This window comes from Vreelandella titanicae (assembly GCF_014697095.1).
GTDB classification, from domain to species: domain Bacteria; phylum Pseudomonadota; class Gammaproteobacteria; order Pseudomonadales; family Halomonadaceae; genus Vreelandella; species Vreelandella titanicae.
The window spans coordinates 3,454,857-3,477,829 of record NZ_CP059082.1; the positions used below are offsets into that span (position 1 = coordinate 3,454,857).

Annotated in this window: 20 protein-coding genes, 2 tRNA genes and 1 rRNA gene; 10 read left to right on the forward strand and 13 right to left on the reverse strand. The window is 54.5% G+C overall.

The window, feature by feature from the left end; all coding sequences use genetic code 11:
• Positions 1-4: 4 nt before the first annotated feature.
• From HZS52_RS15920 to queC, 4 genes are read right to left on the reverse strand one after another with little or no spacing between them, the layout of a single operon-like run.
• Positions 5-262, reverse strand: a complete 258-nt coding sequence (locus tag HZS52_RS15920; protein WP_022523263.1) for a YkgJ family cysteine cluster protein — start codon at positions 260-262, stop codon at positions 5-7.
• Positions 259-1,110, reverse strand: a complete 852-nt coding sequence (locus tag HZS52_RS15925) for a 6-carboxytetrahydropterin synthase (protein ID WP_159176847.1) — start codon at positions 1,108-1,110, stop codon at positions 259-261. Before HZS52_RS15925 ends, HZS52_RS15920 begins: the two co-directional genes overlap by 4 nt.
• The gene (queE, locus tag HZS52_RS15930; protein ID WP_159176846.1) at positions 1,110-1,766 is read right to left on the reverse strand and encodes a 7-carboxy-7-deazaguanine synthase; all 657 of its coding nucleotides are present in this window, start codon (positions 1,764-1,766) and stop codon (positions 1,110-1,112) included. Before queE ends, HZS52_RS15925 begins: the two co-directional genes overlap by 1 nt.
• Positions 1,766-2,479, reverse strand: a complete 714-nt coding sequence (gene queC / locus HZS52_RS15935) for a 7-cyano-7-deazaguanine synthase QueC (RefSeq protein WP_190373150.1) — start codon at positions 2,477-2,479, stop codon at positions 1,766-1,768. Before queC ends, queE begins: the two co-directional genes overlap by 1 nt.
• Positions 2,480-2,702: 223 nt before the next feature.
• On the opposite strand from queC, the gene HZS52_RS15940 reads away from it, so the two are divergent.
• Entirely contained in the window at positions 2,703-3,119 is a 417-nt protein-coding gene (locus HZS52_RS15940; RefSeq protein ID WP_022523267.1) for an SRPBCC family protein, read from the forward strand.
• Positions 3,120-3,156: 37 nt separating this feature from the next.
• Here the strand turns inward: HZS52_RS15940 and HZS52_RS15945 are convergent, their stop codons facing one another.
• The 9 genes from HZS52_RS15945 to HZS52_RS15985 all read right to left on the reverse strand — a co-directional run bounded on the left by HZS52_RS15945 (position 3,157) and on the right by HZS52_RS15985 (position 12,150).
• The gene (locus HZS52_RS15945; protein ID WP_022523268.1) at positions 3,157-3,396 is read right to left on the reverse strand and encodes a DUF2789 domain-containing protein; all 240 of its coding nucleotides are present in this window, start codon (positions 3,394-3,396) and stop codon (positions 3,157-3,159) included.
• An 88-nt stretch (positions 3,397-3,484) separates the two neighbouring features.
• Positions 3,485-4,561 (reverse strand): asparaginase, encoded by a 1,077-nt coding sequence (locus tag HZS52_RS15950; RefSeq protein WP_190373151.1) that lies wholly within the window; start codon positions 4,559-4,561, stop codon positions 3,485-3,487.
• 25 nt (positions 4,562-4,586) lie between these two features.
• Entirely contained in the window at positions 4,587-5,795 is a 1,209-nt protein-coding gene (locus tag HZS52_RS15955) for a CynX/NimT family MFS transporter (protein WP_039859021.1), read from the reverse strand.
• An 8-nt stretch (positions 5,796-5,803) separates the two neighbouring features.
• Positions 5,804-6,307, reverse strand: a complete 504-nt coding sequence (locus HZS52_RS15960) for a hypothetical protein (protein ID WP_027957443.1) — start codon at positions 6,305-6,307, stop codon at positions 5,804-5,806.
• A 95-nt stretch (positions 6,308-6,402) separates the two neighbouring features.
• The gene (locus HZS52_RS15965; protein WP_009286911.1) at positions 6,403-7,659 is read right to left on the reverse strand and encodes a DEAD/DEAH box helicase; all 1,257 of its coding nucleotides are present in this window, start codon (positions 7,657-7,659) and stop codon (positions 6,403-6,405) included.
• A 272-nt stretch (positions 7,660-7,931) separates the two neighbouring features.
• Entirely contained in the window at positions 7,932-8,438 is a 507-nt protein-coding gene (locus tag HZS52_RS15970) for a helix-hairpin-helix domain-containing protein (RefSeq protein WP_190373152.1), read from the reverse strand.
• A 65-nt stretch (positions 8,439-8,503) separates the two neighbouring features.
• Entirely contained in the window at positions 8,504-9,088 is a 585-nt protein-coding gene (locus tag HZS52_RS15975; protein WP_039859019.1) for a PqiC family protein, read from the reverse strand.
• A 10-nt stretch (positions 9,089-9,098) separates the two neighbouring features.
• The gene (pqiB, locus tag HZS52_RS15980; protein WP_039859017.1) at positions 9,099-10,784 is read right to left on the reverse strand and encodes an intermembrane transport protein PqiB; all 1,686 of its coding nucleotides are present in this window, start codon (positions 10,782-10,784) and stop codon (positions 9,099-9,101) included.
• Positions 10,777-12,150, reverse strand: a complete 1,374-nt coding sequence (locus tag HZS52_RS15985) for a paraquat-inducible protein A (protein ID WP_009286909.1) — start codon at positions 12,148-12,150, stop codon at positions 10,777-10,779. Before HZS52_RS15985 ends, pqiB begins: the two co-directional genes overlap by 8 nt.
• Positions 12,151-12,495: 345 nt before the next feature.
• Here HZS52_RS15985 and HZS52_RS15990 point away from each other — a divergent pair, with 345 nt between their 5' ends.
• From HZS52_RS15990 to HZS52_RS16030, 9 genes are all read left to right on the forward strand, one after another.
• On the forward strand, positions 12,496-13,473 hold the full coding sequence (locus HZS52_RS15990; protein ID WP_027957440.1) for a calcium/sodium antiporter: 978 nt from the start codon (positions 12,496-12,498) through the stop codon (positions 13,471-13,473).
• 274 nt (positions 13,474-13,747) lie between these two features.
• On the forward strand, positions 13,748-15,163 hold the full coding sequence (locus HZS52_RS15995; protein ID WP_009286908.1) for a cytochrome ubiquinol oxidase subunit I: 1,416 nt from the start codon (positions 13,748-13,750) through the stop codon (positions 15,161-15,163).
• A 2-nt stretch (positions 15,164-15,165) separates the two neighbouring features.
• Positions 15,166-16,167, forward strand: a complete 1,002-nt coding sequence (gene cydB, locus HZS52_RS16000) for a cytochrome d ubiquinol oxidase subunit II (RefSeq protein ID WP_009286907.1) — start codon at positions 15,166-15,168, stop codon at positions 16,165-16,167.
• A gap of 3 nt (positions 16,168-16,170) precedes the next feature.
• Positions 16,171-17,844 (forward strand): thiol reductant ABC exporter subunit CydD, encoded by a 1,674-nt coding sequence (gene cydD, locus HZS52_RS16005; protein WP_009286906.1) that lies wholly within the window; start codon positions 16,171-16,173, stop codon positions 17,842-17,844.
• Positions 17,841-19,571, forward strand: coding sequence for a thiol reductant ABC exporter subunit CydC (gene cydC / locus HZS52_RS16010; protein WP_009286905.1), 1,731 nt, complete (start codon positions 17,841-17,843; stop codon positions 19,569-19,571). Before cydD ends, cydC begins: the two co-directional genes overlap by 4 nt.
• Before the next feature lie 27 nt (positions 19,572-19,598).
• Entirely contained in the window at positions 19,599-20,591 is a 993-nt protein-coding gene (locus HZS52_RS16015) for an adenosine deaminase (protein ID WP_027957439.1), read from the forward strand.
• A gap of 357 nt (positions 20,592-20,948) precedes the next feature.
• Positions 20,949-22,481: ribosomal RNA gene (locus HZS52_RS16020) — 16S ribosomal RNA — on the forward strand.
• Between the two features lie 182 nt (positions 22,482-22,663).
• A tRNA-Ile gene (locus HZS52_RS16025) sits at positions 22,664-22,740 on the forward strand.
• Positions 22,741-22,837: 97 nt separating this feature from the next.
• Positions 22,838-22,913, forward strand: a tRNA-Ala gene (locus HZS52_RS16030).
• Positions 22,914-22,973 lie beyond the last annotated feature (60 nt).

Here is a 22,973-nt window from a genome sequence, read left to right on the forward strand (position 1 = left end):
CTCTTTAACGGGTGTCCTGCTCCAGCCACGTCAACGTGGCGAGCGCCTCTTCCCGGTTCTCGCCGCACACACTAGCGTCAAAGTTAAACCGCTCGCAGACCCTGGGGCGGCTCGGATCCCCGAACAAACGGCACAGGTTATCCTCGTCTAACTGCACGCAGCGAACGCCCGCCGGCTTGCCCTCAGGCATGCCGGGAATAGCTGAGCTAATTGAAGGCGCGATGCAGCAGGCGCCACACCCCGCACGACACCCTTCACTCATAGCCTAGCACTTGGACTAGGTGAACATACGGCAATCGCGCCCTTGTTGATGCCCTCAAAGGCCTGGATACGCGTGGTTACGCCGCTTTGCGTGGCAACCTCTTTTGCCAGCCAGGCGGCGATATTTTCTACCGTGGTGGGGCCGGGGAGGACTGCGCATAGCGACTGTGGCAGCGTAATGGAGAAATCACCTTGGGCGGCGCGATAGCCGCAGGTAAGGAAATCGTTATCCCGTGAGGTGATATCCGCCTCTTCAAGCAGGTAGCGATTTTCCAGCCATGCGGCCCACTGTTGTTCGAGCGTAGGTTGACGCAGCTCTTGCTGAAAGATGTGTAGCCGTGAACGGTGGCCGTGAGCGATACGCTGGCAGTTGCCTAAATGGCGCTTCAGGCCGTGCGAGTAGCCATAGGCAGCGCCATCGATGGCCTCGTCGCTAAGCGTAAGGGTAACCTGATGGACATTCTCAGGCCGTTCTTCAGTCAGCTGCTGACTTAAGTGCTCCGCGACCGTGTCAAGCTCAATGGTTTGCCACGGCAGCAGGCTAAACGCCTCCTTGGGGCCGCGCACTTCCATCGGATAGGGCGTGGTGGTTCGCACGCACACACCTTCGGGGCACTCCGTCACCGTGACCCCAGGCGCCTGAGTAGGTACCAGCAGAGTATGATCGAGGCCGCTGTCTAGCGTGCGTTTGATCCACGGTTTGACTTCCCCAAAATCGAACAGCATGCCATCTTCACCCAGCTCGCCATCCAGCACTGCGTCCACCTGCCAGCTACAGCCCACTAAGCCGCGCTCGGAACACCAAAGGGAAACGTCAATATGGGTCAGTTGGTTTACGAATAGGGACATTAATCAAAGCCTGCTAATTTGTGCATTTGTAGCGATAGGCGCCACTGGGGGTTAGCCATGCAGTAGGCGGTCGCTTCAGCAACGGTGGTCTTATCCTGATTGAGAGGGGCAAGATCCATCGGCTGTAGAAAGAAGTGGCGAAACCCTAGGCCTGAAAACTGCTCCGGGGGAGCGTCCACCTGAGGGTAGACAAGCTTTAACTCGTCGCCTTGGGTAATGGCTAGCGGATTGCTACCCTTAGGGCTGACACATAGCCAGTCAATACCTGGTGGCGGAGCCAGCGTACCGTTGGTCTCGACGGCCACCTCAAACCCATGGCTATGCAGTGTGGCAATCAGCGCTGTGTCAAGCTGCAGCAGTGGCTCGCCGCCGGTAAACACCACATAGGGCGTCGCGTGCGACTTGGCGTCACCGAGTTGGCTGGGCCAGAGTCCGGCAATGTGTTCAGCGAGGGCGGTGGCAGTGGCAAACTTGCCGCCATTGGTGCCGTTAGTGCCAATAAAGTCAGTATCGCAAAAGGTGCATTTAGCCGTCGCCCGATCAATTTCACGGCCCGACCACAGATTGCAGCCGCTGAAACGACAGAAAACGCTCGCTCTGCCCGCTTGGGCACCTTCCCCCTGGAGGGTGTAAAAGGCTTCTTTGACCTGATACATCAGCGCTGACCTACTGCGCTGTCTACGCTGTAAGCCAATGGATCGGTAACACCGTTGGCGGCAAAGGCGTCCAGCCGCTCGCGGCAGCTGCCGCATACGCCGCAGGCAAGTTCACGGCCTTCGTAGCAGGTCCAGGTATGGCGGTAATCCAATCCCATTGCCAGGCCTTCACGCAGTATGTCGGCCTTGCTTACTTTGAGATAAGGGGCGTGTAGCTTCACTGGCTCGAAGTTGGCGATGCCCGCGACATGGTTCATTGCCTCGACGAATTCGGGGCGGCAGTCGGGGTAGAGAATGTGGTCGCCGCCATGGGCGCCGTAGTCGACTCGTTCTGCGCCAATGTTCACAGCCTTGGCAATCGCCAGGGAGAGCAAGATCATATTGCGATTGGGTACGACGGTAGCGCGCAGGTTGTCCGCATCATAGTCGCCCTTGGGCATTGCTTGGTCTGGATTGGTGAGCGCCGAATTATCAATCAGGCCGTGTATGGCGCGAATATCGACTACTTGATGGGGTAGCCCCAGCGAGGCGCACACTTGGCGTGCAGTGTCGAGTTCGCGAGCATGCCGCTGACCATAGTCAAACGAAAGCGCGTGTACGCTAAGCCCTTCTCGCAGCGCGCGATGAAGCACGGTAAAAGAGTCCATTCCACCGGAATAGATAACGACGGTTGTGGTGGCTGTATCAGCCGCCACTGGGGGTATTGATGACATGAGAAAACACTCTTTGTCGGAGAATTTATTAATCGCGAGCAGCGTTTAGCTGACGCGGCGTTCCGGGGTCCGGTCCGGAAGGGCGGCAGTTTACGCAATAGACGTTAGTCTGACCAGTTCTAGTGCTGACCATGTACCTGATTGAAGTAAAAAAAGTGCGTAGGCGGGGCAGCATGAATATCAACATGCTACGCTATCCATCCATGTCGTTAGAGGCGAACCAATGGCAACTATTGAACATAGTGAAATCATTAACGCTCCGCCCGAACGAGTGTTTGAACTATTGCGTCGTGTCGAGGATTTTGCCGATTACTCGGATCTGATTCGCTCAATAGAAACGCTGGGCGAAAACCGTTACCGCTGGCACGTACGTGCCGTGGGCATGGACTGGGCGTTTGATGTCATGGTTACCGAGGTTCAGCCGCCTTATGTGCTTGCCTGGGAGTCCTTGGATGGTGTGAAGAACCAGGGACGTTATCGCCTTCGCGAGGTGCCAGAAGGTACCGAAGTGGCATTAACGTTGAGCTATGAAATTCGCAACCGCTTAATGGAGAAAGCCGTCAACAAAGCGGCCAAGCCACTAGTCGGCAAAGTCAGCCGACAAATTCTTGAGCGCGTTGAGGCACGTTTAAATCAGTAGCGCCGCTTAGCAGCGCATTGGTGATCAGGCCACCGACTTATTGTGGTTTATGCATTGAGGCGTCAAGGTGGTCAACGACCTCTGCCCAGTCGGCATCTTCATCTACGGCTTCTTTCAGAAATTCTGCCTGGCCCTCGTTCCAGCAGGGAGCTTCAGACAATGGCATCGTTTCCGGAAGTGGGGCGTTGCGCTGGATAAAGCGCTCGATTGAAGCTGCATCAGATGCCAATCCCAACTGCTCGAATAGTTCGCTGAAATGGTGTACCGGCTTTTCCATAATCTGTTGCTCCTTCAAACGGTTAGAATGCTCCCTATAACATAGCTTGATTCTCAGTCTGCGCCAGCACACAAAAGCCTTTGTTTGATCAACGTTCGCCAACCAGTGGTGTTAAAAAGCGCTGTCGTTGATCTTCTAACGCGAGTGGCTGGGCCAGTAAATGGGCTAGCTTGGTGAACGCCGCCTCCGGCGTCATATCATCGCCTGCCACAACGCCTGCATCGCTCAGGCCGTGACCTGCCGCATAAGCACCCAGGTGGACACTGCCCTGCGGGCACTGGCTAATGGCGGCAAGCAGTTTGCCTTCGCCGGTGGCTCTGGCAAGTACGTTAAGCAAGTGGGGATCGTCGGGGAGGTTGCCCGCGCCCCAGAGCTGAAGTAACGCCCCTTTTACCCGTGAATCACTCAACCAAGCATCCAGCTGCCAGGCTGCTACGCCCGGCCAAAGAGCGATGCGCACGATCTCTCCCTGATTGACCAGGCGGTAGTCGGGGAGCTCGAAACGTGGCGCGCCACGCTGCTGCAGGCCAAGCCCACGGCTGGGGTAATAAACGAAATCGTCGCCTACCCGCTCGCCGAGCAGTGGGTAGTTAGGGCTTGCGAAGGCGTTGGCTGCTTCGCTGTGCTGCTTAATGGCGCGGGCACCCCGCAGCAATTGCCCTGCAAAGTAAATCGCCACTTCTTGGAGCTCAGGCTTGTCAGCGAACTGCAGCGCGCCGTGCAAATTGTGCAAGGCATCGCTGTCGGGCGATTCTAGTGGCAACATCGAGCCCGTGACGACTACTGGCCGATCTAGCCCCTGGAGTTGATAGGCAAGGCTGGCAGCGGTCCAACTGAGTGTGTCAGTGCCATGAATAATCACGAAACCGGCGAAGGCCGTTAGCTGGTCGTTAATGTCGTGGGCGAGCTGTTGCCAAGTGAGAGGAGTGGCCGCACTTGAGTCAATCAACGTGGTGTAGCTGACGACCTTATAAGGTGGAAGGGATTGCTGTTGGGCAAGCGGTAGCTGGCTCAGGGCCTTTGCCATGCGAGTGGCAAAGTCACCGCTAGGCGCAAGCCCTTCAGCATGCTGTTGCATACCGATGGTGCCGCCGGTGTAAATGACTAATATTCGCTCTTGGGCGGGAACGCTGCTGGCAAGAGGGGAGTGAGGGATCATCGCCATCTCCTGGGGCTTTGTGCGAAACCTGCTAAGTGGGTCTTACGCGCTGTATCAAAAGTTCGCCGCTCTGGTCATCTAGACGCTGATTACGGCCCGCCAGTAGCGCAAAGCCACAACAAACCGTGATCAGAATAATCAATAACCAAGCGATTTGTGATGTGTTGGCGCCTGTTTGCAGCATAACTCCCACACCAAAAGGCCCAAGTGCTGCCAGTGTATAACCACCGCCCTGAACCAGCCCAGAAAGCTGACCGGCAAGGCGGGAGTTGGCCGTGCGTAAGACGAGTAGGCTCAGTGCCAGGCTAAAGCTGCCACCTTGACCGATACCCAGTAAAGCGGCGCCTGGCCATTGCCACACTAATGGCGCAATAAGTAGCATCCATAGGCCAATGGCGGTGCTAAGCAGCACAGCCAATAGCGCGGGACGCTGGTCACGCCCCATACGTGCAAGCCAGGGGGCGCCTAGCGCGGAGGCTAGCTGGCACATAATAGAAACCGCCATTGTCCAGCCCGCATCGGCCTCGTTATAACCGCGATCAACCAGCAGAGTAGGCAGCCAGCCAAATACGATGTACGCCATGGACGACTGAATGCCCATGAACAGCATGACGTGCCAGGTAAGCGGTTGCTTAAGAAGCCGTAAAATACCGCTTTTGGGCGCTGTCGGCGTGTTGGCCATTGTGGTTCGGGGCATTTGGAAGTGCCAAAGCACCAGTGCGAACAGCGCCAGCAGTGACCAGCTCATCAAACTCGCCTGCCAACTGCCGAGCAGTTGCGTTAATGGGACGCTAAATCCAGCCCCTAAGGCGCCACCTAAGCAGAGTGCCATGGTGTATAAACCGGTAAGCAGGTCGGCACTATCGGGAAGTTCACGCTTAACCAGGGCCGGTAGCAGGGTGCCGCCAATGCCGATCGCACAGCCTGCCATCGCCGAGCCAATAAAGAGCCCACCGGGGAAAGGTAAACCACGTAAAACCAACCCCGCAGCCAGTAGTGCCAGTGCCGAACTTAGCGCCCGTTCACTGCCTATACGTCTAGCCAGGGCAGGGGCAAGCGGGGCGGAGAGGCCTAAAAACAGCACGGGGAGCGTGGTGAGTAACCCCGCAGCGGTAGCGGAAAGCCCCGCGCTTTCTTGCAGGCGAGTAAGCAGTGGGGCAACCGAAGACATGGCGGGGCGTAAATTAAGCCCCACCACGACCATCAGCAAAATAAACGTAACCGAGCGACGCGTTGCCATGCTAGTGCTTACTTGAGGTGGGGACGCAAGTCTCCGCGAACGGCATCGAGTAGCGTAATGAAGTGGTAATCCTGGGGAGTATCCAGGCAGTCGACCCTGACGTTTGTGCGCATGCCTTTATCCATATTCAACTGGTCAAATATTTCTAAAGTAAGCTTGCGAGCAGGTTTATCGCCCGGCGCCATGATGCCATCTTCAAGGGTAAAAGTTTCAAGCAGGGTGACACGTACGCGGGTGCTATTGCCTTCGCTCAGTACTCGGCGTACAAAAAGCCAGCCTTCGCAGGGGAGGGCGTGGTTGTCATCCCGTTGGCGCAAGAAAATCGTGCGGTAGCAGGCCCCTTCGATCGAGGCCTTTTCAGCCATACTGCGGTAGGCTTGAAGCACCTGATTAGCTGACGCACGGGCGTCCTCTAAACGCTGCACGATCCCTTGATGTTCGCGGCTGAGCTGCTCTTGACGTTGGAACGTCAGCCATTGGCGATACTCGGCCATCAGTTGAGAAGACGCCATAATCACTCCGTGAAAAGTATTGGCTAAAATAGCTGCTGGAAACAGCGGCTTGGAATATGCAAAGGCGACACCTTCGCATATTCCTGCGCTCTGAGCTAGCGCCGCGCGCGGCGTTTACGCTCGCCGCCGGTATTGGCACTCTGGCCTTCGGGCTTGCGTTTGGCGCGAGGCTGACGTTGGTTGCGTCGACCATTCTCGATGGGCTCAGGTTTGATACTGGGGTCGGGCTCAAAGCCAGGTTCAATGTGCTTTGTTAGCTTCTGCTTGATTAGCCGCTCAATATTGCCCAGCAGGGCATCTTCATCGACACACACCAACGAAACGGCTTCGCCATTGCTGCCCGCACGGCCGGTGCGGCCAATGCGGTGGACATAATCTTCCGCCACGTTGGGTAGGTCAAAATTGACGACGTGGGGCAACTCATTGATATCCAGGCCGCGAGCAGCGATATCGGTGGCCACGAGTACCTGCAGGTCGCCGCTCTTAAATGCCGTTAGCGCGCGAGTGCGAGCTCCCTGGCTTTTATTGCCATGGATAGCCATGGAAGGGATGTCCTGCTTGGAGAGCTGCTCTGCAAGGCGGTTAGCGCCATGTTTGGTGCGCGTAAATACCAGAACCTGGAACCAGCCGTTCTGTTGAATTAAGTGAGCCAGCAGTTCGCGCTTCTTCTCGCGGTCGACACGGTAAATGGCCTGCTCAATTTTGTCGGCTGTGGCATTCCGTGGCGCTACCTCAATCATCGCCGGGTTATCCAGCAACTGTTGTGCCAGGGTTTGGATCTCGTTAGAGAATGTCGCCGAGAACAGCAGGTTTTGGCGCTTTTTAGGCACCAGGCGCAGCAGGCGCTTAATGTCGTGAATGAAGCCCATATCCAGCATACGGTCAGCTTCATCAAGCACTAAAATCTCAACGCAGGAGAGATCCACATGCCCCTGCTGGTGAAGATCCAGCAGGCGGCCAGGGGTAGCTACAAGTACATCCAAACCGGCTTTTAGGGCATCGATTTGAGGCTGCTGGCCAACGCCACCAAAAATAATGTGGGAGCGCAGTGCCAGATGTTGACCGTAGGTCGACACGCTTTCGCCTACTTGAGCGGCAAGCTCACGGGTAGGGGTTAGCACCAGTGCACGTACCTGACGCTTTGTAGGTCGTTTGCCAGTATTTAGACGTTGCAGCATTGGCAGCGTAAAACCAGCGGTTTTACCCGTGCCGGTTTGGGCGCTGGCCAGCATGTCACGACCTTCTAGTACGACGGGGATAGCCTGTCGTTGTATCGGGGTAGGCTCGGTGTAACCTTGCGCTGTAACAGCGCGTAATAAATCGGCGTGCAGGCCAAGTTCAGAAAAGCTCATGCGTTCTCCGCAGTCACCTAGTGAGTTAATACCGGTAAGTGGCTGTTATCACTAGATGTAATGTTCAAAAAGCGAGGTTGATTCACCTTCGCGGCAGCGAAGTGTGCCAGATAATTCAGTGTGCCGCGATGGTCGTTGGGTAGCCGTGGATGACCGTGACAGGAGACGTGAAGGTTATAGCGCCAAGCAGCACTATCATCCTGGTGTGCACGGACACACCAGAAAACTACGTGTCAGTAATAAGCCGAGTAGTGTAACACGGTTATAGGGCCTCAGCTTGTTTCGCTGAATCGTTCCGGCGATGGGGCCTGGGCATGCAGTGGGATTAACCGCGCTAAAGTAGCCGCAGGCAAATCAAGCTGGGCCACTTCCTTGGGGGCTAATGTAAAAAAGTGCTCAGGGGTGAAAACACCAAGTTGAAACAGTTGGCGGGCCGTGGCTGGTCCTATGCCGTCGAGCCCCAGTAGTTGTCGCGCAAAGAGGGTGATAAAACGACTGTTTTGCTGTTCATCAAAATCGACGCTAGCCATTTGATAATAGTGCCCAGCTTGAATAGTAATAAACTGCTCAATGCGCTGAAGCGCGGCTAGCGTTGTGGCATCGTGAGCCTGGGCTGCTAACTGATCGCGCAGGGCATCGTGGCTATTTAAAGCCGTCTCGAGGACTCCTTGAGTCGGTTCGCCCTCAAGCAGTGCCGTTGCGGTATGCATTAGGGCGTTAATGGCATCGCGTAGTTGTTCAGCGGGCAGACCTGTGGTCTGGCTTGGTTCAGCTGGCATATTGACATCCCTGAGAGGGTTAGCATTAAGCGTAGTGCAGCAAACTCAGTTTAGAAAAGGACTGATTAATCAAAATAATCGCCCTGACGTATTTTAGTGGCGATAAGTTCGGCAGCTTGATCCCAGCTATCACTTAATGCACGCACCAGGGCGGGATAGCCATCTTCTGAAAGAGGCGTTTCGGCATAGAAAGTTTCCATCTCTAACAGCTCGCCGGCATCGTTTAGCAATTGCCATTGGCCGCTAGCCACGGCGATACCATCAAAGCGGCCCTGGAATTGATCTACGTTCAGGCGCAGGGTGAGGGCGTTGGATTGATCACCTTCACCACGCATAACCCTAAGTGTTGGCAACGCTTTGGATAGATTGGCGCGCACTCTCCGCTCTAATTGCCTGCCTAAGCCTTCTGCCCACTGGTGTTCCCGAGCGGCATTCAGTGTAATGTCGTCTAGCTGCATCACAATGCCGTCGACATCCAGGTAGTGGGCTAGCCGTGGTGCGCTCACTATAAGCGTACCCTCGGGCTGGCGGGGTGTGCTAGCCAATGGGTCGCTTGGCAGCATATAGCGAGCGGGGGGCGTGACACTGCTGGCGCAGGCGGATAGCAACAAGCAGATCAGCAGCAGTGAATATCTCATCCATGTAAACATCGTTCGCTCCTTAATCACGTGGCGCACGCGGTATGGGGTCTTGAGCATCCAGATTATCAAACAACAGTGCTCTGGGATTGTCGTTGAGCGTGCGAGTCAAAGGCTGCAGGTCACGCATCAAGCGATCCAGTCGCTCAATGGCGGTTGTCAGCTCTTGATAGGCCGGCGATGACGGCGATAGCCCCTGTAGCGTGCTGCGCAATTCCTCCAGGGTTGCGTTGAGGTTGCCGCCCACAGCCTGGGTTTCAGGATCATTGAGCAATTGATTAAGAGAGGCGCTCACGTCGCGAACCTCATTCAGCATGCTCTCAGAAGCTTGAAGGTTACTATCCAAACCGGTTAACAGCGGTTCAACCTCAAGGGCGTTTAGTTTCTCAAGTAGATCGGTTACCTGGGCCTGTATCTGAGCAAAGCCGCCTGCTACGGTGGGGAAGACATCTCGATCTGAGAAGCGCTCGGCGACATACTCATCGGCAAGGTCGCGGTGGAAGTTCAAGTCTACAAACAGAGCGCCCGTTAACAGGCTGCCACTTTTTAGCGAGGCGCGTAGTCCGAGGCCGAACATGCGTTGGAATCTCGCCTTCCACTCTTCCAGGTTAATATCGCTATTTTCGATCCCTAGGCGCTGAGGTTCGACTCTGATCAGTACGGGGATGGCAAAGCGTGCCCGTGAGTCGGGCTGCGGAGCGGTAAAGTTCCAGGGTACGGCGGCAACGGTGCCCATGCGTACCCCGCGAAACTCTACCGGTGCGCCTTTGGAGAGTCCGCGTACCGTTTCATCGACCAGCAGTACATACTCCAAATAACGATTAAAGGTTCCTTCCCGAGCGGCATCCTCATCAGCGTAGAGAGTGAACCGTGTGTTGGCTTCAACCGGCTGACCCATGGGCAGATCTTCGGGCACGCCGAAAGTAACGCCGCCACCCAGCAGCGCTTCCAATGACTCAACGTTAACCCGAACGCCGTCGGCGTCTAAGCGGAAATCGACACCACTAGAGGTCCAGAAGCGAGTGCTGTCGGTGACTAAGTCTGTATATGGCTCCTCAATAAATAGCTGATGTTGCATGGTGCGTGACTCAGGCTCGAAACTATTTTCTTCGATGCGTCCCACTGTGTAGCCCTGATAGGAGACCGGGTCACCGACGCGTAGTGAGTTACCTAACTGGCTCGTCAAGCTAAGACGCAGTCCCGCTTGGCCAGCGGGTGCAACAGGGGGGATATCGCTAACGGGGAATTCTCGCCGTGGTGCTTCCTCTGTGCCTGGCTCAAGCTGTATATAAGCGCCAGAGAGCACGGTACCCAACCCACTAATGCCTTCACGGCCAATGCGCGGTTTAACCACCCAAAAGCGGGTATCTTCGCGCAGAAGGTCCTCCACTTCCGGCTGAATACGAGCGGTCAGCACTGCATGGGAAAGGTCGTCAGACAGGCGCACGCTTTGTACGCGGCCTACTTCAACATTACGGCTGCGAATCAGCGTATTGCCCGCCTCAATGCCCTCAGCACTCTCCATGGTCAGCGTCACCTGGGTTCCACGACTAGCGTAATTGTCGTAAACCAGCCATAACCCAATAGCAATCGCGACGATCGGTACCACCCAAATGGGCGATAATCTGGTCTGGTGCGATATTTTGGCCTTATTTAGCTCCTGATCGTTAATCGGGTCAGTGTTTGACGATTCTGTTTCGTTAGCCATCAACAGGTTCCTTGGTGGCCGCTTTACGGCGAAGAAGAGGGTGACGATGTGGAAGAGGGGTATCCCAAATTAAGCGCGGGTCAAAGGTCATTGCTGCAAGCATGGTTAACACAACCACGGCGCCGAAGGCGAGCGACGCAGGGCCTGGCGTAATTGACATCAGGGAGCCAGCGCGAATCAGTGCCACTAAGATAGCCACCACGAAGACATCGACCATTGACCAGCGACCAATAAATTCTGTTAGACGATACAGCCGCGTGCGACTTTGAGCGTTGAGCGCACTGCTACGCTTAACCACCAAACAAAGCCAAGTTAGCGCAACGAGTTTACCTACAGGTACGATAACACTGGCGATAAAGATAACCGCTGCGATCGGCCAGGAGCCCATCTGGATCAGTTGAACAACGCCACCAATAATCGTCGAAGGCGAGGAGTTGCCTAGGCTAGTAGTAGTCATAATGGGGTAGATATTGGCTGGAATATACATAATGGCAGAGGCGCCCAGCAGTGCCCAGGTGCGTTGCAAGCTGTTAGGAAGCCGCTGATGAAGCTTTTCATGGCAGCGAATGCAATGCCCATGGCCCTGGGGCGATAGGCGGTTAATCAGTCCGCAGGTTGGGCAGCCGGTCAGCCCTTGTTCACCAGCGGGTAGGCCTGTCCGGGTACCTTCGGGAGCCAGTGGTTCTCCCTCAAGCGAGAACCACATCCAATCGGCATCCAGGGACTGGCTTGTCATCAACAGCAGCAGCGCAAATGCACAAAACGCCCAGAAGGAGATACCTATTTCCACATCGGCCAGGCCCGCTATTTTTATCAGGCTTACCAAGGCGCCAATAATAAAGACATCGGCCATCATCCACGGCGTTAAATGCGCCAGTGAGCGTGCAATATCGCGACTAAACGGCAGGGGGCGATCGCGAAGTAGTCCAAATTGAAGCCAAAGAACGCCAAGCAAATACACGGCTGGCAGCACCACTATGGTCATAATGACGGCGATAGCCACCACGGGTTGGTGAAAGCCAATCAGTGTGGTGGCGGTCTGGGTCAGCTCGATGCGGTTGCTTACTCCGCTGACCGTAAAGCTAATAAACGGAAACGACACTGCCAGCATTAGTGCGACAAGCGAGGCGATGGCCAGGGCCATACTGCGCTGAGCGGGGTAGCGATGGCGCTTAACCAACACGTGTGAGCAGCGTGGACAGCTTGCTTTCTCGCCAGAATTTAACGGCGGTAGCGCGGATACCCAATCGCATTCGTGGCAGGCACGCAAACGCCGTCGCTGAGTTCTAACCTCAGGCGGCAAGCTGTCAACAATGGGGGCGTTGACGGGCAGTGGACGGCGCTTAATCAATTTTTGTGGGCGCAAAAACCAAAACTCTCAGTGCGAACCCCTAGCAAAACTACTAGGATGTGGCGGATTAAGCATGTCAAACACGCATTTTAGCAAGTCTATGTCACTGAAATAATGTTTAAAAACATAGTCTGGCCGCTTGACCAATGGGTTAGTTTAGACAACGATGCTGCGGCGCAATGGCGAACAGTTAGATTCGACCTGATTGGCCGCGTACTTCCGCGTCAGGTTTACGTGCTAGTGTCGCCATATAGTGGCAGGCATTGCTAGTAATAGCATCTTACTGCCGTTGCAATGAAGTGTTGCTCAGAAGCACAACCTATAAAACAGTACCGATCATTATGTCATGAAGGAAATGAAATGTTGCTTCCCACATTAGCAGTTGTAGTTGGATTGATCTTACTGGTTTGGAGCGCCGAGAAATTTATCGACGGCGCGGCGGCAACCTCTCGTTGGCTTGGTTTGTCACCCCTATTGATCGGTATGCTGGTGATTGGGTTTGGTACTTCGGCGCCGGAAATGATGGTATCCGTGCTGGCGGCGCTGGATGGAAATCCAGGTTTGGCGGTGGGGAATGCTTATGGCTCAAATATTGCCAATATCGGTTTAATTCTCGGCTTGGTAGCCCTTGTTGCACCACTGTCGGTGCACTCTAGCGTTATCCGTAAAGAGATGCCGATATTGATGCTGGTCATGTTAGCAACGGGCCTAATGCTGCTGGATGGATTCGTCGCGCGTTGGGAGGCCGTTGGCCTGTTGCTGGCATTGGTTGTCTTTATCGTTGTGAGCATTCTGCGTTCTCGCAATCAGTCCGACGATGCGCTGGTGTCTGAGGTCGCTGAAACCCTGGATAGCAAGCCGATGTCTCGCGGTAAAGCCATCATGTGGACGTTGGTGGGGTTGGTGCTGCTTATCGCTAGTTCGCGGCTTCTGGTGTGGGGAGCCGTTGAAATTGCACTGCGCTTTGGTGTGAGCGATTTGATTATTGGTTTGACCGTAGTCGCCATCGGGACGTCGCTCCCTGAGCTTGCTTCCTCGATTACTGCCCTGCGTCGAAAAGAGCACGATATGGTGCTAGGCAACGTGGTTGGGTCTAACCTGTTTAATAGCTTGGCGGTGGTCGGCCTCGCCGGTGTCATTGCGCCGATTGAGGCAGGGCGAGAGGTGCTCGTGCGCGACTGGAGCGTGATGACCGGTATGACGCTGCTGATGATCCTGTTTGCGTTTTCTTGGCGTGGTCGTCCGCGGCGCATTAATCGCTTGGAGGGGGGGATTCTGCTGGCGCTGTTTGTCGCGTACACCAGCTATATGGTCAGCGTCGTTATTATGTCGCGATAGTGCCTACTTTGCCATACCGCACCGCAAGGGTAATTGGTGCGTCAATGCGACCCATCTTGGACATCCGGCTACTGTAATACAATGGCTGTCCAAGAGGGGCGCTAGTGACGGAAGCTAAGTTGCGTGAAGCAAAGTAACGCAGGAATAGTAGTGTAAAAAACTAGCGTAAAGAAATAAGCTTAGTGCTTATAACTAAAAGTGCACTGCCATAAAGGCTCAACTAAGCTTGTGTTAGCCCATTGATGGGATATCGATTAGGTCTTAGGAGAGTGAAATGGAACTTGATCCGCTGGTTTTATCGCGATTGCAATTTGCATTCGTTGTGTCGTTTCACGCTATCTTCCCCGTATTTACGATTGGTCTAGCGTCTTATATTGCGCTGCTCCATGGTCTGTTCTTCACAACGAAGAACCCTGCATGGGATCGCCTCTCGCTATTCTGGACAAAGGTGTTTGCCGTTGTCTTTGGGATGGGGGTGGTGTCAGGCATCGTTATGTCATTCCAGTTTGGCACTAACTGGAGCAACTTTTCCCAGGCCTCTTCGAATTTCCTCGGCCCCATGCTCAGCTATGAAGTTGTCACCGCGTTCTTCTTAGAGGCAGCCTTCCTGGGCGTCCTGCTATTCGGCCGCGGTAAGGTGCCTCAAGGGGTTCATTTATTTGCTGCCATTATGGTGGCGGTGGGCACCTTTATTTCTTCTTTCTGGATTCTATCCGCTAACAGCTGGTTGCATACCCCTGCGGGCGTAGAGTTAGTTGACTTCCGCTTCCACGTGACCTCCTGGAGCGAGGCGATCTTTAATCCGTCGTTTCCTTACCGCTTTATGCATATGGCCGTTGCCTCATTCTTGACCGGTGGCTTCGTTGTCGCTGGGGTGAGTGCTTGGTTTCTGTTGCGCGATCGAGACCCGGAAGCGAATCGCCGAGCTCTCTCTATGTGCCTCTGGCTGCTGCTTTTTTTGGCACCGACTCAGGCCGTCATCGGCGATTTTCATGGCATAAACACCCTGGAGCACCAGCCGACTAAAGTGGCTGCCATGGAAGGGCACTGGGAAACCTCTGGCAATGTGCCGCTGCTGCTGTTTGCCATTCCTGATCAGGAAGCACAAACCAACCACTTTGAGCTGGCTATTCCGAACTTGGCCAGCATTATCTTGACTCACTCTGTTGATGGGGAGGTGCCGGGGATTAATGAAGCGGCGCCTGAAGAGCAGCCGCCAGTGCTGATCGTCTTCTGGGGCTTCCGAGTTATGGTAGGGATTGGTCTGCTAATGATTGCGGTGGCGCTGACGGGGCTGGTGTTGCGCCGCAAAGGGCGTATCTATGACAAACGTCTATTCTTAAAAGGCCTGACGGCAATGATTCCCATGCCGTTTGTGGCTGTTTTGGCGGGCTGGATCGTCACAGAGTCAGGCCGTTCTCCTTGGTTGGTGTACGGCATGATGACCCATGCCGAGGGCTTAACCCCGTCGCTCACCGGCCCTATGGCGCTGTTTACGCTGATTGGCTATGCCTTGGTCTACGGCGTGGTGTTTTACGCGGGCATTTATTACCTCACCCGTGTGGTGCGTAACGGCATGCTGCCGGAAGAGGAACGCGAAACCACCGACGAGAACTTCAAGCGCCCCATGCGGCCTATGTCGGCGGCGCATACACCTTTTGATGATGACGTTGACCCGGTGAGGAGCTAGACATGGAAATGTTTGATCTAACGTTAGTTTGGGCCTTCATCATCGGTTTCGGCATCATGATGTATGTGCTTATGGATGGGTTTGATTTGGGGTTGGGTATTCTCTACCCCTTTGCTCCCGATGAAGATGCCCGGGATGTGATGATGAATTCGGTGGCGCCAATTTGGGACGGCAATGAAACATGGCTAGTGCTCGGCGGGGCTGGGCTATTAGGCGCTTTCCCACTGGTCTACTCGGTGTTCTTGCCTGCGCTTTACATCGGCGTTTTCTTAATGTTAGCAGGCTTGATCTTCCGTGGCGTAGCCTTTGAGTTTCGCTTTAAATCTCGCCGTAACCGCCGCTGGTGGAACCGCGCTTTTTGCTGGGGGTCGGCGGTTGCCGCCTTTGCGCAAGGTGCCGTGGTAGGGGCCTATATCCAGGGCTTTCCGGTTGAAGATTTTGCCTATGTGGGCGGTGCCTTTGACTGGCTAACGCCTTTCTCGGTGCTAACGGGGCTTGGCTTGATGGCAGGCTACGCGCTGTTAGGGGCAACTTGGCTAATACTGAAATCAGAGGGGCATGTGCAGGATTGGGCCTATAAAATCACTCCACTGCTGCTGGCACTGGTGCTGTTTGTTTTTGCGGTGATTAGCCTCTGGACGCCGTTTGTGAATCCTTTGGTCTGGGAGCGCTGGTTCGGCAATATTCAACTGATTTGGGTTTTCCCATTTGCTGCCTTGGCTTGCGCTTTTGTGGTTTTCCGTTCGGTGCAAAAACGGCGTGAAGGGGTGCCTTTCCTGGCCACTATCGGCATTTATGTCTTCACCTATTTAGGCCTGATCGTCAGTAAATGGCCGGTGATCGTGCCGCCGGATTATACGCTGTGGGATGCGGCTTCTTCGCCGGAGTCACAGCTGTTCCTGCTGGTAGGTATGGTATTCGTTATCCCGATTATATTGACCTATACCGCCTGGACCTATTGGGTGTTCCGCGGCAAGGTACGTGTAGGCGAGGGATACCACTGATTCATGGTAACTGAAGACACGCTTTCTCTTACGCCGCGCAGTTGGCTGCAAGCGTTGGCTAAGGGAGAGCGTAAACGTCTACTTGGTTCAGCGCTTTGTGGCGTGTTGGCAGGTAGTCAAACGATAGTCGTGGTGGTTGGGCTTGCGTGGCTTATTGATCAGCTAGTGGTGCATCATCGATCACCCATTTCTCTATTACCGATATTTTCCCTTCTGGTGGGCAGTGTGCTGTTACGCGCTGCCTTTCAGTGGGGGCATGAAACATTAAGCCTGGAGGCGAGCCTGCGAATTCGACAGCGTGCCAGAGCTCAGCTGTTGGATAAACTGTCTGCCTTGGGCCCGGTGTGGCTTACCAATCAGCATAGCGGCTCGCTGGCAAATCAGGCGGTTGAGCATATAGATGCGCTGGAAGGTTATTTCGCGCGTTTTTACCCTCAACTGCGCATTACGTTCTGTTTGCCGCTATTGATTCTGGCGGTGGCGGGTTGGCTGGATTATCTGGTGGCGCTGTTCCTGCTGCTTTCTGCACCGCTTATTCCACTTTTTATGGCATTGGTTGGCATGGGAGCTGAGCGCCTTAATCGCGACCAGTTCGTTGCGGTATCGCGATTGTCAGCGCATTTTATTGACCGTGTGCGCGGTATGACCACACTGCAGCTTTTTGGCCGTACGTCAGCCGCACAGCAGGATGTTTGGTATGCCACGGATGGTTATCGACGTCTTAGCATGCGTACCCTTCGGTTGGCTTTTCTCTCATCGGCAGTGCTGGAGTTTTTTTCCTCGGTCGCGATTGCGGTTGTGGCTATGTATGTCGGTTTCGGCCTGCTGGGCTACATCGAGTACGGGCCGGCAGCATCGTTGACGCTTTTTTCGGGCTTAGCGGTGTTACTGCTCGCGCCTGAATTTTTCCAACCGCTGCGCACGCTTTCTCAGCATTACCATGATCGCGCGGCGGCACTCGGTGCCGCCGAGAGCGTGGTGAATATCCTCAATCAGCCAAGTTTGGTGAGTGGGCATCACTATATGGCTCCGCGGTCAGATAGGTCGGCCATTGAGTTAAAGGCTGCTTGCGTTGCTTATCCTAGCCGTGGGCAAGTGATAGGCCCTATCGATCTCACCATTCAGCAGGGTGAGGTAGTGGTGCTTAGCGGTGTCTCCGGTAGCGGCAAGTCAACGCTGTTAGCGCTGCTCGCGGGCTTTATCGCCCCAAGCGCTGGCAAGTACCTTCGACAAGAAAGTAGCCGCTATGCCTGGCTGGATCAGCAGCCCTGTCTCTTGCACGGCAGTTTGATCGATAACCTACGGTTGGCGGCGCCCGAAGCTTCCCGTGGAGAAATGCTTGCCGCACTCCATCGCGCTGGTTTTGGGCCTCTGTTAACTCAGCTACCCGAGGGTCTGGATACGTTAATCGGCGAGCGTGGGGTAGGGTTATCGGGTGGCCAAGCTCAACGCCTTGCCCTCGCGCGAGTGTATCTTAGCAATGCGCCGTTGGTGCTGTTAGATGAGCCGACGGCGAGTTTAGATCAAGAGACAGAGCAGTTCGTGATGGCTGCTTTGCTTGAGCTTGCCCAAGAGGGGCGCACCCTGGTCATAGCGACCCACCATCCGGCCGTGATCGCCGCCGCTCAACGCCATCTGGCTTTTGAACAGGGTGAACTGGTAGAGGTGGACTCATGATGGCTATTTACCGTGACTTCCGCCCTTGGCTGCTGCTCTTAGTGCGCCGCCGCAGGCGCTTTTTGGTGGGCGCCTTGCTGGTTTGGGTCACCCTGATGGCCGGGCTTGCGCTGCTGGGGTTGTCGGGTTGGTTTATTACCGCTAGTGCTTTGACCGGTATCGCTTTAGCGCTGGGTATTCCTGCGCGGCTCGATGTTTATGTTCCCGGTGGTGGCATTCGTTTCTTCGCCTTGGCGCGCACTATCGCGCGCTATGTCGAGCGTCTCTATAACCATAATACGGTGTTAACGCTGCTTGCCGACTTGCGTTATCGGGTATTCGGCCATTTAACACGCTTCGACGACGCTCGCTTGCAGGGTGAGCGTGCCAGCGACTGGCTGAGCCGTTTAACGGCTGATATCGACACCCTGGATAATTTTTATCTGCGACTCTTGGTGCCACCATTGGTGGCGCTGCTTGGTGTATTGGCTGTGTCGCTTTTTGTGGCTATTTGGTTACCCAGCATTGCCGTGCTGATGGCGGTGACGCTGGGCTTGCTCTGGCTGGTAGCGACCTTGTTAGCGGCTGCCTGGGGATTTTCGCAAAGCTATCAGCAGGTGGTTGACCAGCAGTCGTTGCGCCGCCTAGTGGTCGACCAAGTACAGGCCTCGGCTGAGTTGATGAGCTATCAAACGACCCAGTGGCACCGGACGATGATCGCGACTCAAGAGCAGCAAGCGTTCGGCAATCAGCGCCGCTTGGGGCGTAAAGCGGCGCTAATAAACTGCCTGGTGAGTGTCATAAGCGGATTAATGGTAGTGGCAGTTATGTGGTTCGCTAGCCTGGTATTTAGCCAGCAGCTGGTCACGGGCCCTGTTTTGGTGATGGTTGCATTGATAGTGCTGGGGGTGAATGAGGCGTTTATCGCACTACCTGCTAGCTTTATCAAGCTGGGCGCTAGCTATGCAGCGGTGCGTCGGTTAAATGCGCTAACCAGCGATTCATCGTCGGCTGCCCCTGTTGTTACGCTACCTGAAGATGTTGATCTCAGCGTTCAGGTTAATCAGCTCTCTCTGCGCTATGCGCAAACATTAGAGCCCGCGCTAAGGTGTATTAATTTTCAACTACCCGCTGGAAAGCGAGCGGTGATTACCGGCAATTCTGGTGCCGGAAAATCGTCTTTAGCCAGTGTGTTGATGGGACGCTTACAAGCAACTCAGGGTGAGGCGATGGTGGGTGGCGTGCCAGTGTGGCAGCTCTCGGTCGAAAGCCGTGCTAATCACTTTGCTATGCTCACTCAGCAGGTGGATCTGTTTGATGCCTCTATTGCTGAGAACCTGCGTATTGCCAACCCCACCGCAAGCGATGAAAACCTCTGGGAGGTATTGAAGGCCGTTGCCTTGGATGGTTGGGTTGAGCAACTGCCGAAAGGCTTAGCCACGTCGGTGGGCGAAAAAGGCCAGCAGCTATCGGGTGGTCAAGGTCGGCGTTTGGCATTAGCACGGCTAATGCTTTGCAGTCCTCAAGTGGTGATTCTTGACGAGCCATTTGCAGGCGTTGATGCGGTGACGGCAAACCACCTTGCGGCTTCCCTGGATCAATGGCTGCTTAATCGAACGGTTATATTCTTTGTCCATCAAGTTGGTTCACTGAACCCATTGCCTGGGGTCGAGTACCACTGGCATTTAGATGCCGGTAGACTTAGCCAGTTCGCACTTAAAGAATCGGTAATGAGCGATATTGATTAATTGATAAGAGATAGCCAGGAGCCCTCCATGCACGAATTTTTACGCAATCTTCCTAAAGTAGAGCTCCATTTGCATATCGAAGGCTCGCTGGAACCAGAGCTAATGTTTGCACTAGCACAGCGTAATGGGATTGAGCTGCCCTATACGACAGTTCAAGAAGCCAAAGATGCTTACCACTTCAATGATCTGCAGGGGTTCCTGAATCTCTATTTTCAGGGCATGAGCGTGCTGCGTAACGAGGAAGATTTTTACGACCTGGCGATGGATTATTTCAAGCGCGCGCGGGAGGAGGGTGTTGTGCATATCGACATGCACTTTGACCCCCAGGCGCACCTACAGCGTGGTGTGCCGCTTGAAGTGGTAATGGCTGGGCTATTAAAAGCTAAGCAGGAGGCAGAGGATAACCTCGACCTCTCTATCGGCATGATTATGGCTTTTCTCCGCGACCGTCCCGCAGAGGAGGCGTTGCATGTACTTGAGCAAGCCGCTCCCTATTGGAAAATGCTAGATGCCATCGGTCTGGATAGCGCTGAACAAAACAACCCACCGGTAAAATTTGTTGAGGTGTTTAAGCGCGCTAAGCAGCTTGGGCTTGTGCGCGTGGCCCATGCCGGGGAGGAAGGCCCCGCAGACTATATTAAAGAAGCCCTGGATATCCTTGATGTTCAGCGCATTGATCACGGGGTGCGCTGTTTAGAAAGTGATGTGCTAGTTGAGCGTTTGCGCAGTGAACAGATTGTTCTAACGGTTTGCCCACTTTCAAACGTCAGCTTAAAGGTAGTAGAGGATTTGCGTGATCATCCGCTGCCCAAGCTTTTGGCTGAAGGGCTCAAAGTAACCATTAGTTCGGATGACCCCGCCTATTTTGGTGGCGGTATGTTGACCAATCACATTGCTTGCGCCGATGCGTTTGACTGGGATGAGGCGGTTTTTCGTCAGATAACCCGCAACGCCATTGAGGAAGCCTTTACTAGCCCAGGCCGACGCGAAGAACTTCTCGCTCGTTTAGCTGGGGTATAGCATTACAGCGCCTAGTCACACAGACTAGGCGCTGTTTTAATCAGATGCAGTGCTAGGTTTTTACTCATAAATATTCAAATCGCTGTTGACCCTGGCGGTGAATCGGGTAGTATACGCACACGTCAACGGGGCACGGCCTCATCGACTAGCTCTTTAACAATTTGATCAGGTAATTCATGTGGGCGCTTGCTGATGTTGGTGACAAATCACCAAATATCAAGGCAAGCGACTCAAGCAATTAAGGTTTTAAAGGATTCGTCCTTTGATATCTGTTTTGAATGAATTCGTTTGAACCTTGAGCCAAGTTTGATCCGCTTTTGTTGCCTTCGGGTGACATGTAAGGATCACATAGATCTTAAACTGAAGAGTTTGATCATGGCTCAGATTGAACGCTGGCGGCAGGCCTAACACATGCAAGTCGAGCGGTAACAGGGGTAGCTTGCTACCCGCTGACGAGCGGCGGACGGGTGAGTAATGCATAGGAATCTGCCCGATAGTGGGGGATAACCTGGGGAAACCCAGGCTAATACCGCATACGTCCTACGGGAGAAAGGGGGCTTCGGCTCCCGCTATTGGATGAGCCTATGTCGGATTAGCTAGTTGGTAAGGTAATGGCTTACCAAGGCAACGATCCGTAGCTGGTCTGAGAGGATGATCAGCCACATCGGGACTGAGACACGGCCCGAACTCCTACGGGAGGCAGCAGTGGGGAATATTGGACAATGGGGGCAACCCTGATCCAGCCATGCCGCGTGTGTGAAGAAGGCCCTCGGGTTGTAAAGCACTTTCAGCGAGGAAGAACGCCTATCGGTTAATACCCGGTAGGAAAGACATCACTCGCAGAAGAAGCACCGGCTAACTCCGTGCCAGCAGCCGCGGTAATACGGAGGGTGCAAGCGTTAATCGGAATTACTGGGCGTAAAGCGCGCGTAGGTGGCTTGATAAGCCGGTTGTGAAAGCCCCGGGCTCAACCTGGGAACGGCATCCGGAACTGTCAGGCTAGAGTGCAGGAGAGGAAGGTAGAATTCCCGGTGTAGCGGTGAAATGCGTAGAGATCGGGAGGAATACCAGTGGCGAAGGCGGCCTTCTGGACTGACACTGACACTGAGGTGCGAAAGCGTGGGTAGCAAACAGGATTAGATACCCTGGTAGTCCACGCCGTAAACGATGTCGACCAGCCGTTGGGTGCCTAGAGCACTTTGTGGCGAAGTTAACGCGATAAGTCGACCGCCTGGGGAGTACGGCCGCAAGGTTAAAACTCAAATGAATTGACGGGGGCCCGCACAAGCGGTGGAGCATGTGGTTTAATTCGATGCAACGCGAAGAACCTTACCTACCCTTGACATCTACAGAAGCCGGAAGAGATTCTGGTGTGCCTTCGGGAACTGTAAGACAGGTGCTGCATGGCTGTCGTCAGCTCGTGTTGTGAAATGTTGGGTTAAGTCCCGTAACGAGCGCAACCCTTGTCCTTATTTGCCAGCGAGTAATGTCGGGAACTCTAAGGAGACTGCCGGTGACAAACCGGAGGAAGGTGGGGACGACGTCAAGTCATCATGGCCCTTACGGGTAGGGCTACACACGTGCTACAATGGCCGGTACAAAGGGCTGCGAGCTCGCGAGAGTCAGCGAATCCCTTAAAGCCGGTCTCAGTCCGGATCGGAGTCTGCAACTCGACTCCGTGAAGTCGGAATCGCTAGTAATCGTGAATCAGAATGTCACGGTGAATACGTTCCCGGGCCTTGTACACACCGCCCGTCACACCATGGGAGTGGACTGCACCAGAAGTGGTTAGCCTAACGCAAGAGGGCGATCACCACGGTGTGGTTCATGACTGGGGTGAAGTCGTAACAAGGTAGCCGTAGGGGAACCTGCGGCTGGATCACCTCCTTAAACGATGCGTCACAGTCGGTAAGCGTCCACAATGAATTACCTGATCAGATATAGAGCAAACGGTAAAAGCACGATCCCCTCTTGGGTCTGTAGCTCAGTTGGTTAGAGCGCACCCCCTGACCTTAAATGGAAAGCAGGGTGAGGTCGGCCAGCCGACGCGGTCGTAAGAGTAGTAAGTAAATGGGTCTGTAGCTCAGTTGGTTAGAGCGCACCCCTGATAAGGGTGAGGTCGGCAGTTCAAGTCTGCCCAGACCCACCAAATTCCTGTAATACTGCGTTAAAATGCTCCTCGTATAGCAGACTATACGTCGTCGCATTTTGCCTTGTCTTACAGAAATTTGCGTGAATTTAGTATTGGGGCCATAGCTCAGCTGGGAGAGCGCCTGCCTTGCACGCAGGAGGTCAGCGGTTCGATCCCGCTTGGCTCCACCATTACGTTACTACCCTGTTTAACCTTCAATACCGTTTGTGAATGTTTTGTGACCACTGATA

Excerpts from the sequence above, each read along its gene's own strand:
- HZS52_RS15920 (WP_022523263.1), bottom strand. The coding sequence starts at position 262 with ATGAGTGAAGGGTGTCGTGCGGGGTGTGGCGCCTGCTGCATCGCGCCT.
- HZS52_RS15925 (WP_159176847.1), bottom strand. The coding sequence starts at position 1,110 with ATGTCCCTATTCGTAAACCAACTGACCCATATTGACGTTTCCCTTTGG.
- queE (WP_159176846.1), bottom strand. The coding sequence starts at position 1,766 with ATGTATCAGGTCAAAGAAGCCTTTTACACCCTCCAGGGGGAAGGTGCC.
- queC (WP_190373150.1), bottom strand. The coding sequence starts at position 2,479 with ATGTCATCAATACCCCCAGTGGCGGCTGATACAGCCACCACAACCGTC.
- HZS52_RS15940 (WP_022523267.1), top strand. The coding sequence starts at position 2,703 with ATGGCAACTATTGAACATAGTGAAATCATTAACGCTCCGCCCGAACGA.
- HZS52_RS15945 (WP_022523268.1), bottom strand. The coding sequence starts at position 3,396 with ATGGAAAAGCCGGTACACCATTTCAGCGAACTATTCGAGCAGTTGGGA.
- HZS52_RS15950 (WP_190373151.1), bottom strand. The coding sequence starts at position 4,561 with ATGGCGATGATCCCTCACTCCCCTCTTGCCAGCAGCGTTCCCGCCCAA.
- HZS52_RS15955 (WP_039859021.1), bottom strand. The coding sequence starts at position 5,795 with ATGGCAACGCGTCGCTCGGTTACGTTTATTTTGCTGATGGTCGTGGTG.
- HZS52_RS15960 (WP_027957443.1), bottom strand. The coding sequence starts at position 6,307 with ATGGCGTCTTCTCAACTGATGGCCGAGTATCGCCAATGGCTGACGTTC.
- HZS52_RS15965 (WP_009286911.1), bottom strand. The coding sequence starts at position 7,659 with ATGAGCTTTTCTGAACTTGGCCTGCACGCCGATTTATTACGCGCTGTT.
- HZS52_RS15970 (WP_190373152.1), bottom strand. The coding sequence starts at position 8,438 with ATGCCAGCTGAACCAAGCCAGACCACAGGTCTGCCCGCTGAACAACTA.
- HZS52_RS15975 (WP_039859019.1), bottom strand. The coding sequence starts at position 9,088 with ATGTTTACATGGATGAGATATTCACTGCTGCTGATCTGCTTGTTGCTA.
- pqiB (WP_039859017.1), bottom strand. The coding sequence starts at position 10,784 with ATGGCTAACGAAACAGAATCGTCAAACACTGACCCGATTAACGATCAG.
- HZS52_RS15990 (WP_027957440.1), top strand. The coding sequence starts at position 12,496 with ATGTTGCTTCCCACATTAGCAGTTGTAGTTGGATTGATCTTACTGGTT.
- HZS52_RS15995 (WP_009286908.1), top strand. The coding sequence starts at position 13,748 with ATGGAACTTGATCCGCTGGTTTTATCGCGATTGCAATTTGCATTCGTT.
- cydB (WP_009286907.1), top strand. The coding sequence starts at position 15,166 with ATGGAAATGTTTGATCTAACGTTAGTTTGGGCCTTCATCATCGGTTTC.
- cydD (WP_009286906.1), top strand. The coding sequence starts at position 16,171 with ATGGTAACTGAAGACACGCTTTCTCTTACGCCGCGCAGTTGGCTGCAA.
- cydC (WP_009286905.1), top strand. The coding sequence starts at position 17,841 with ATGATGGCTATTTACCGTGACTTCCGCCCTTGGCTGCTGCTCTTAGTG.
- HZS52_RS16015 (WP_027957439.1), top strand. The coding sequence starts at position 19,599 with ATGCACGAATTTTTACGCAATCTTCCTAAAGTAGAGCTCCATTTGCAT.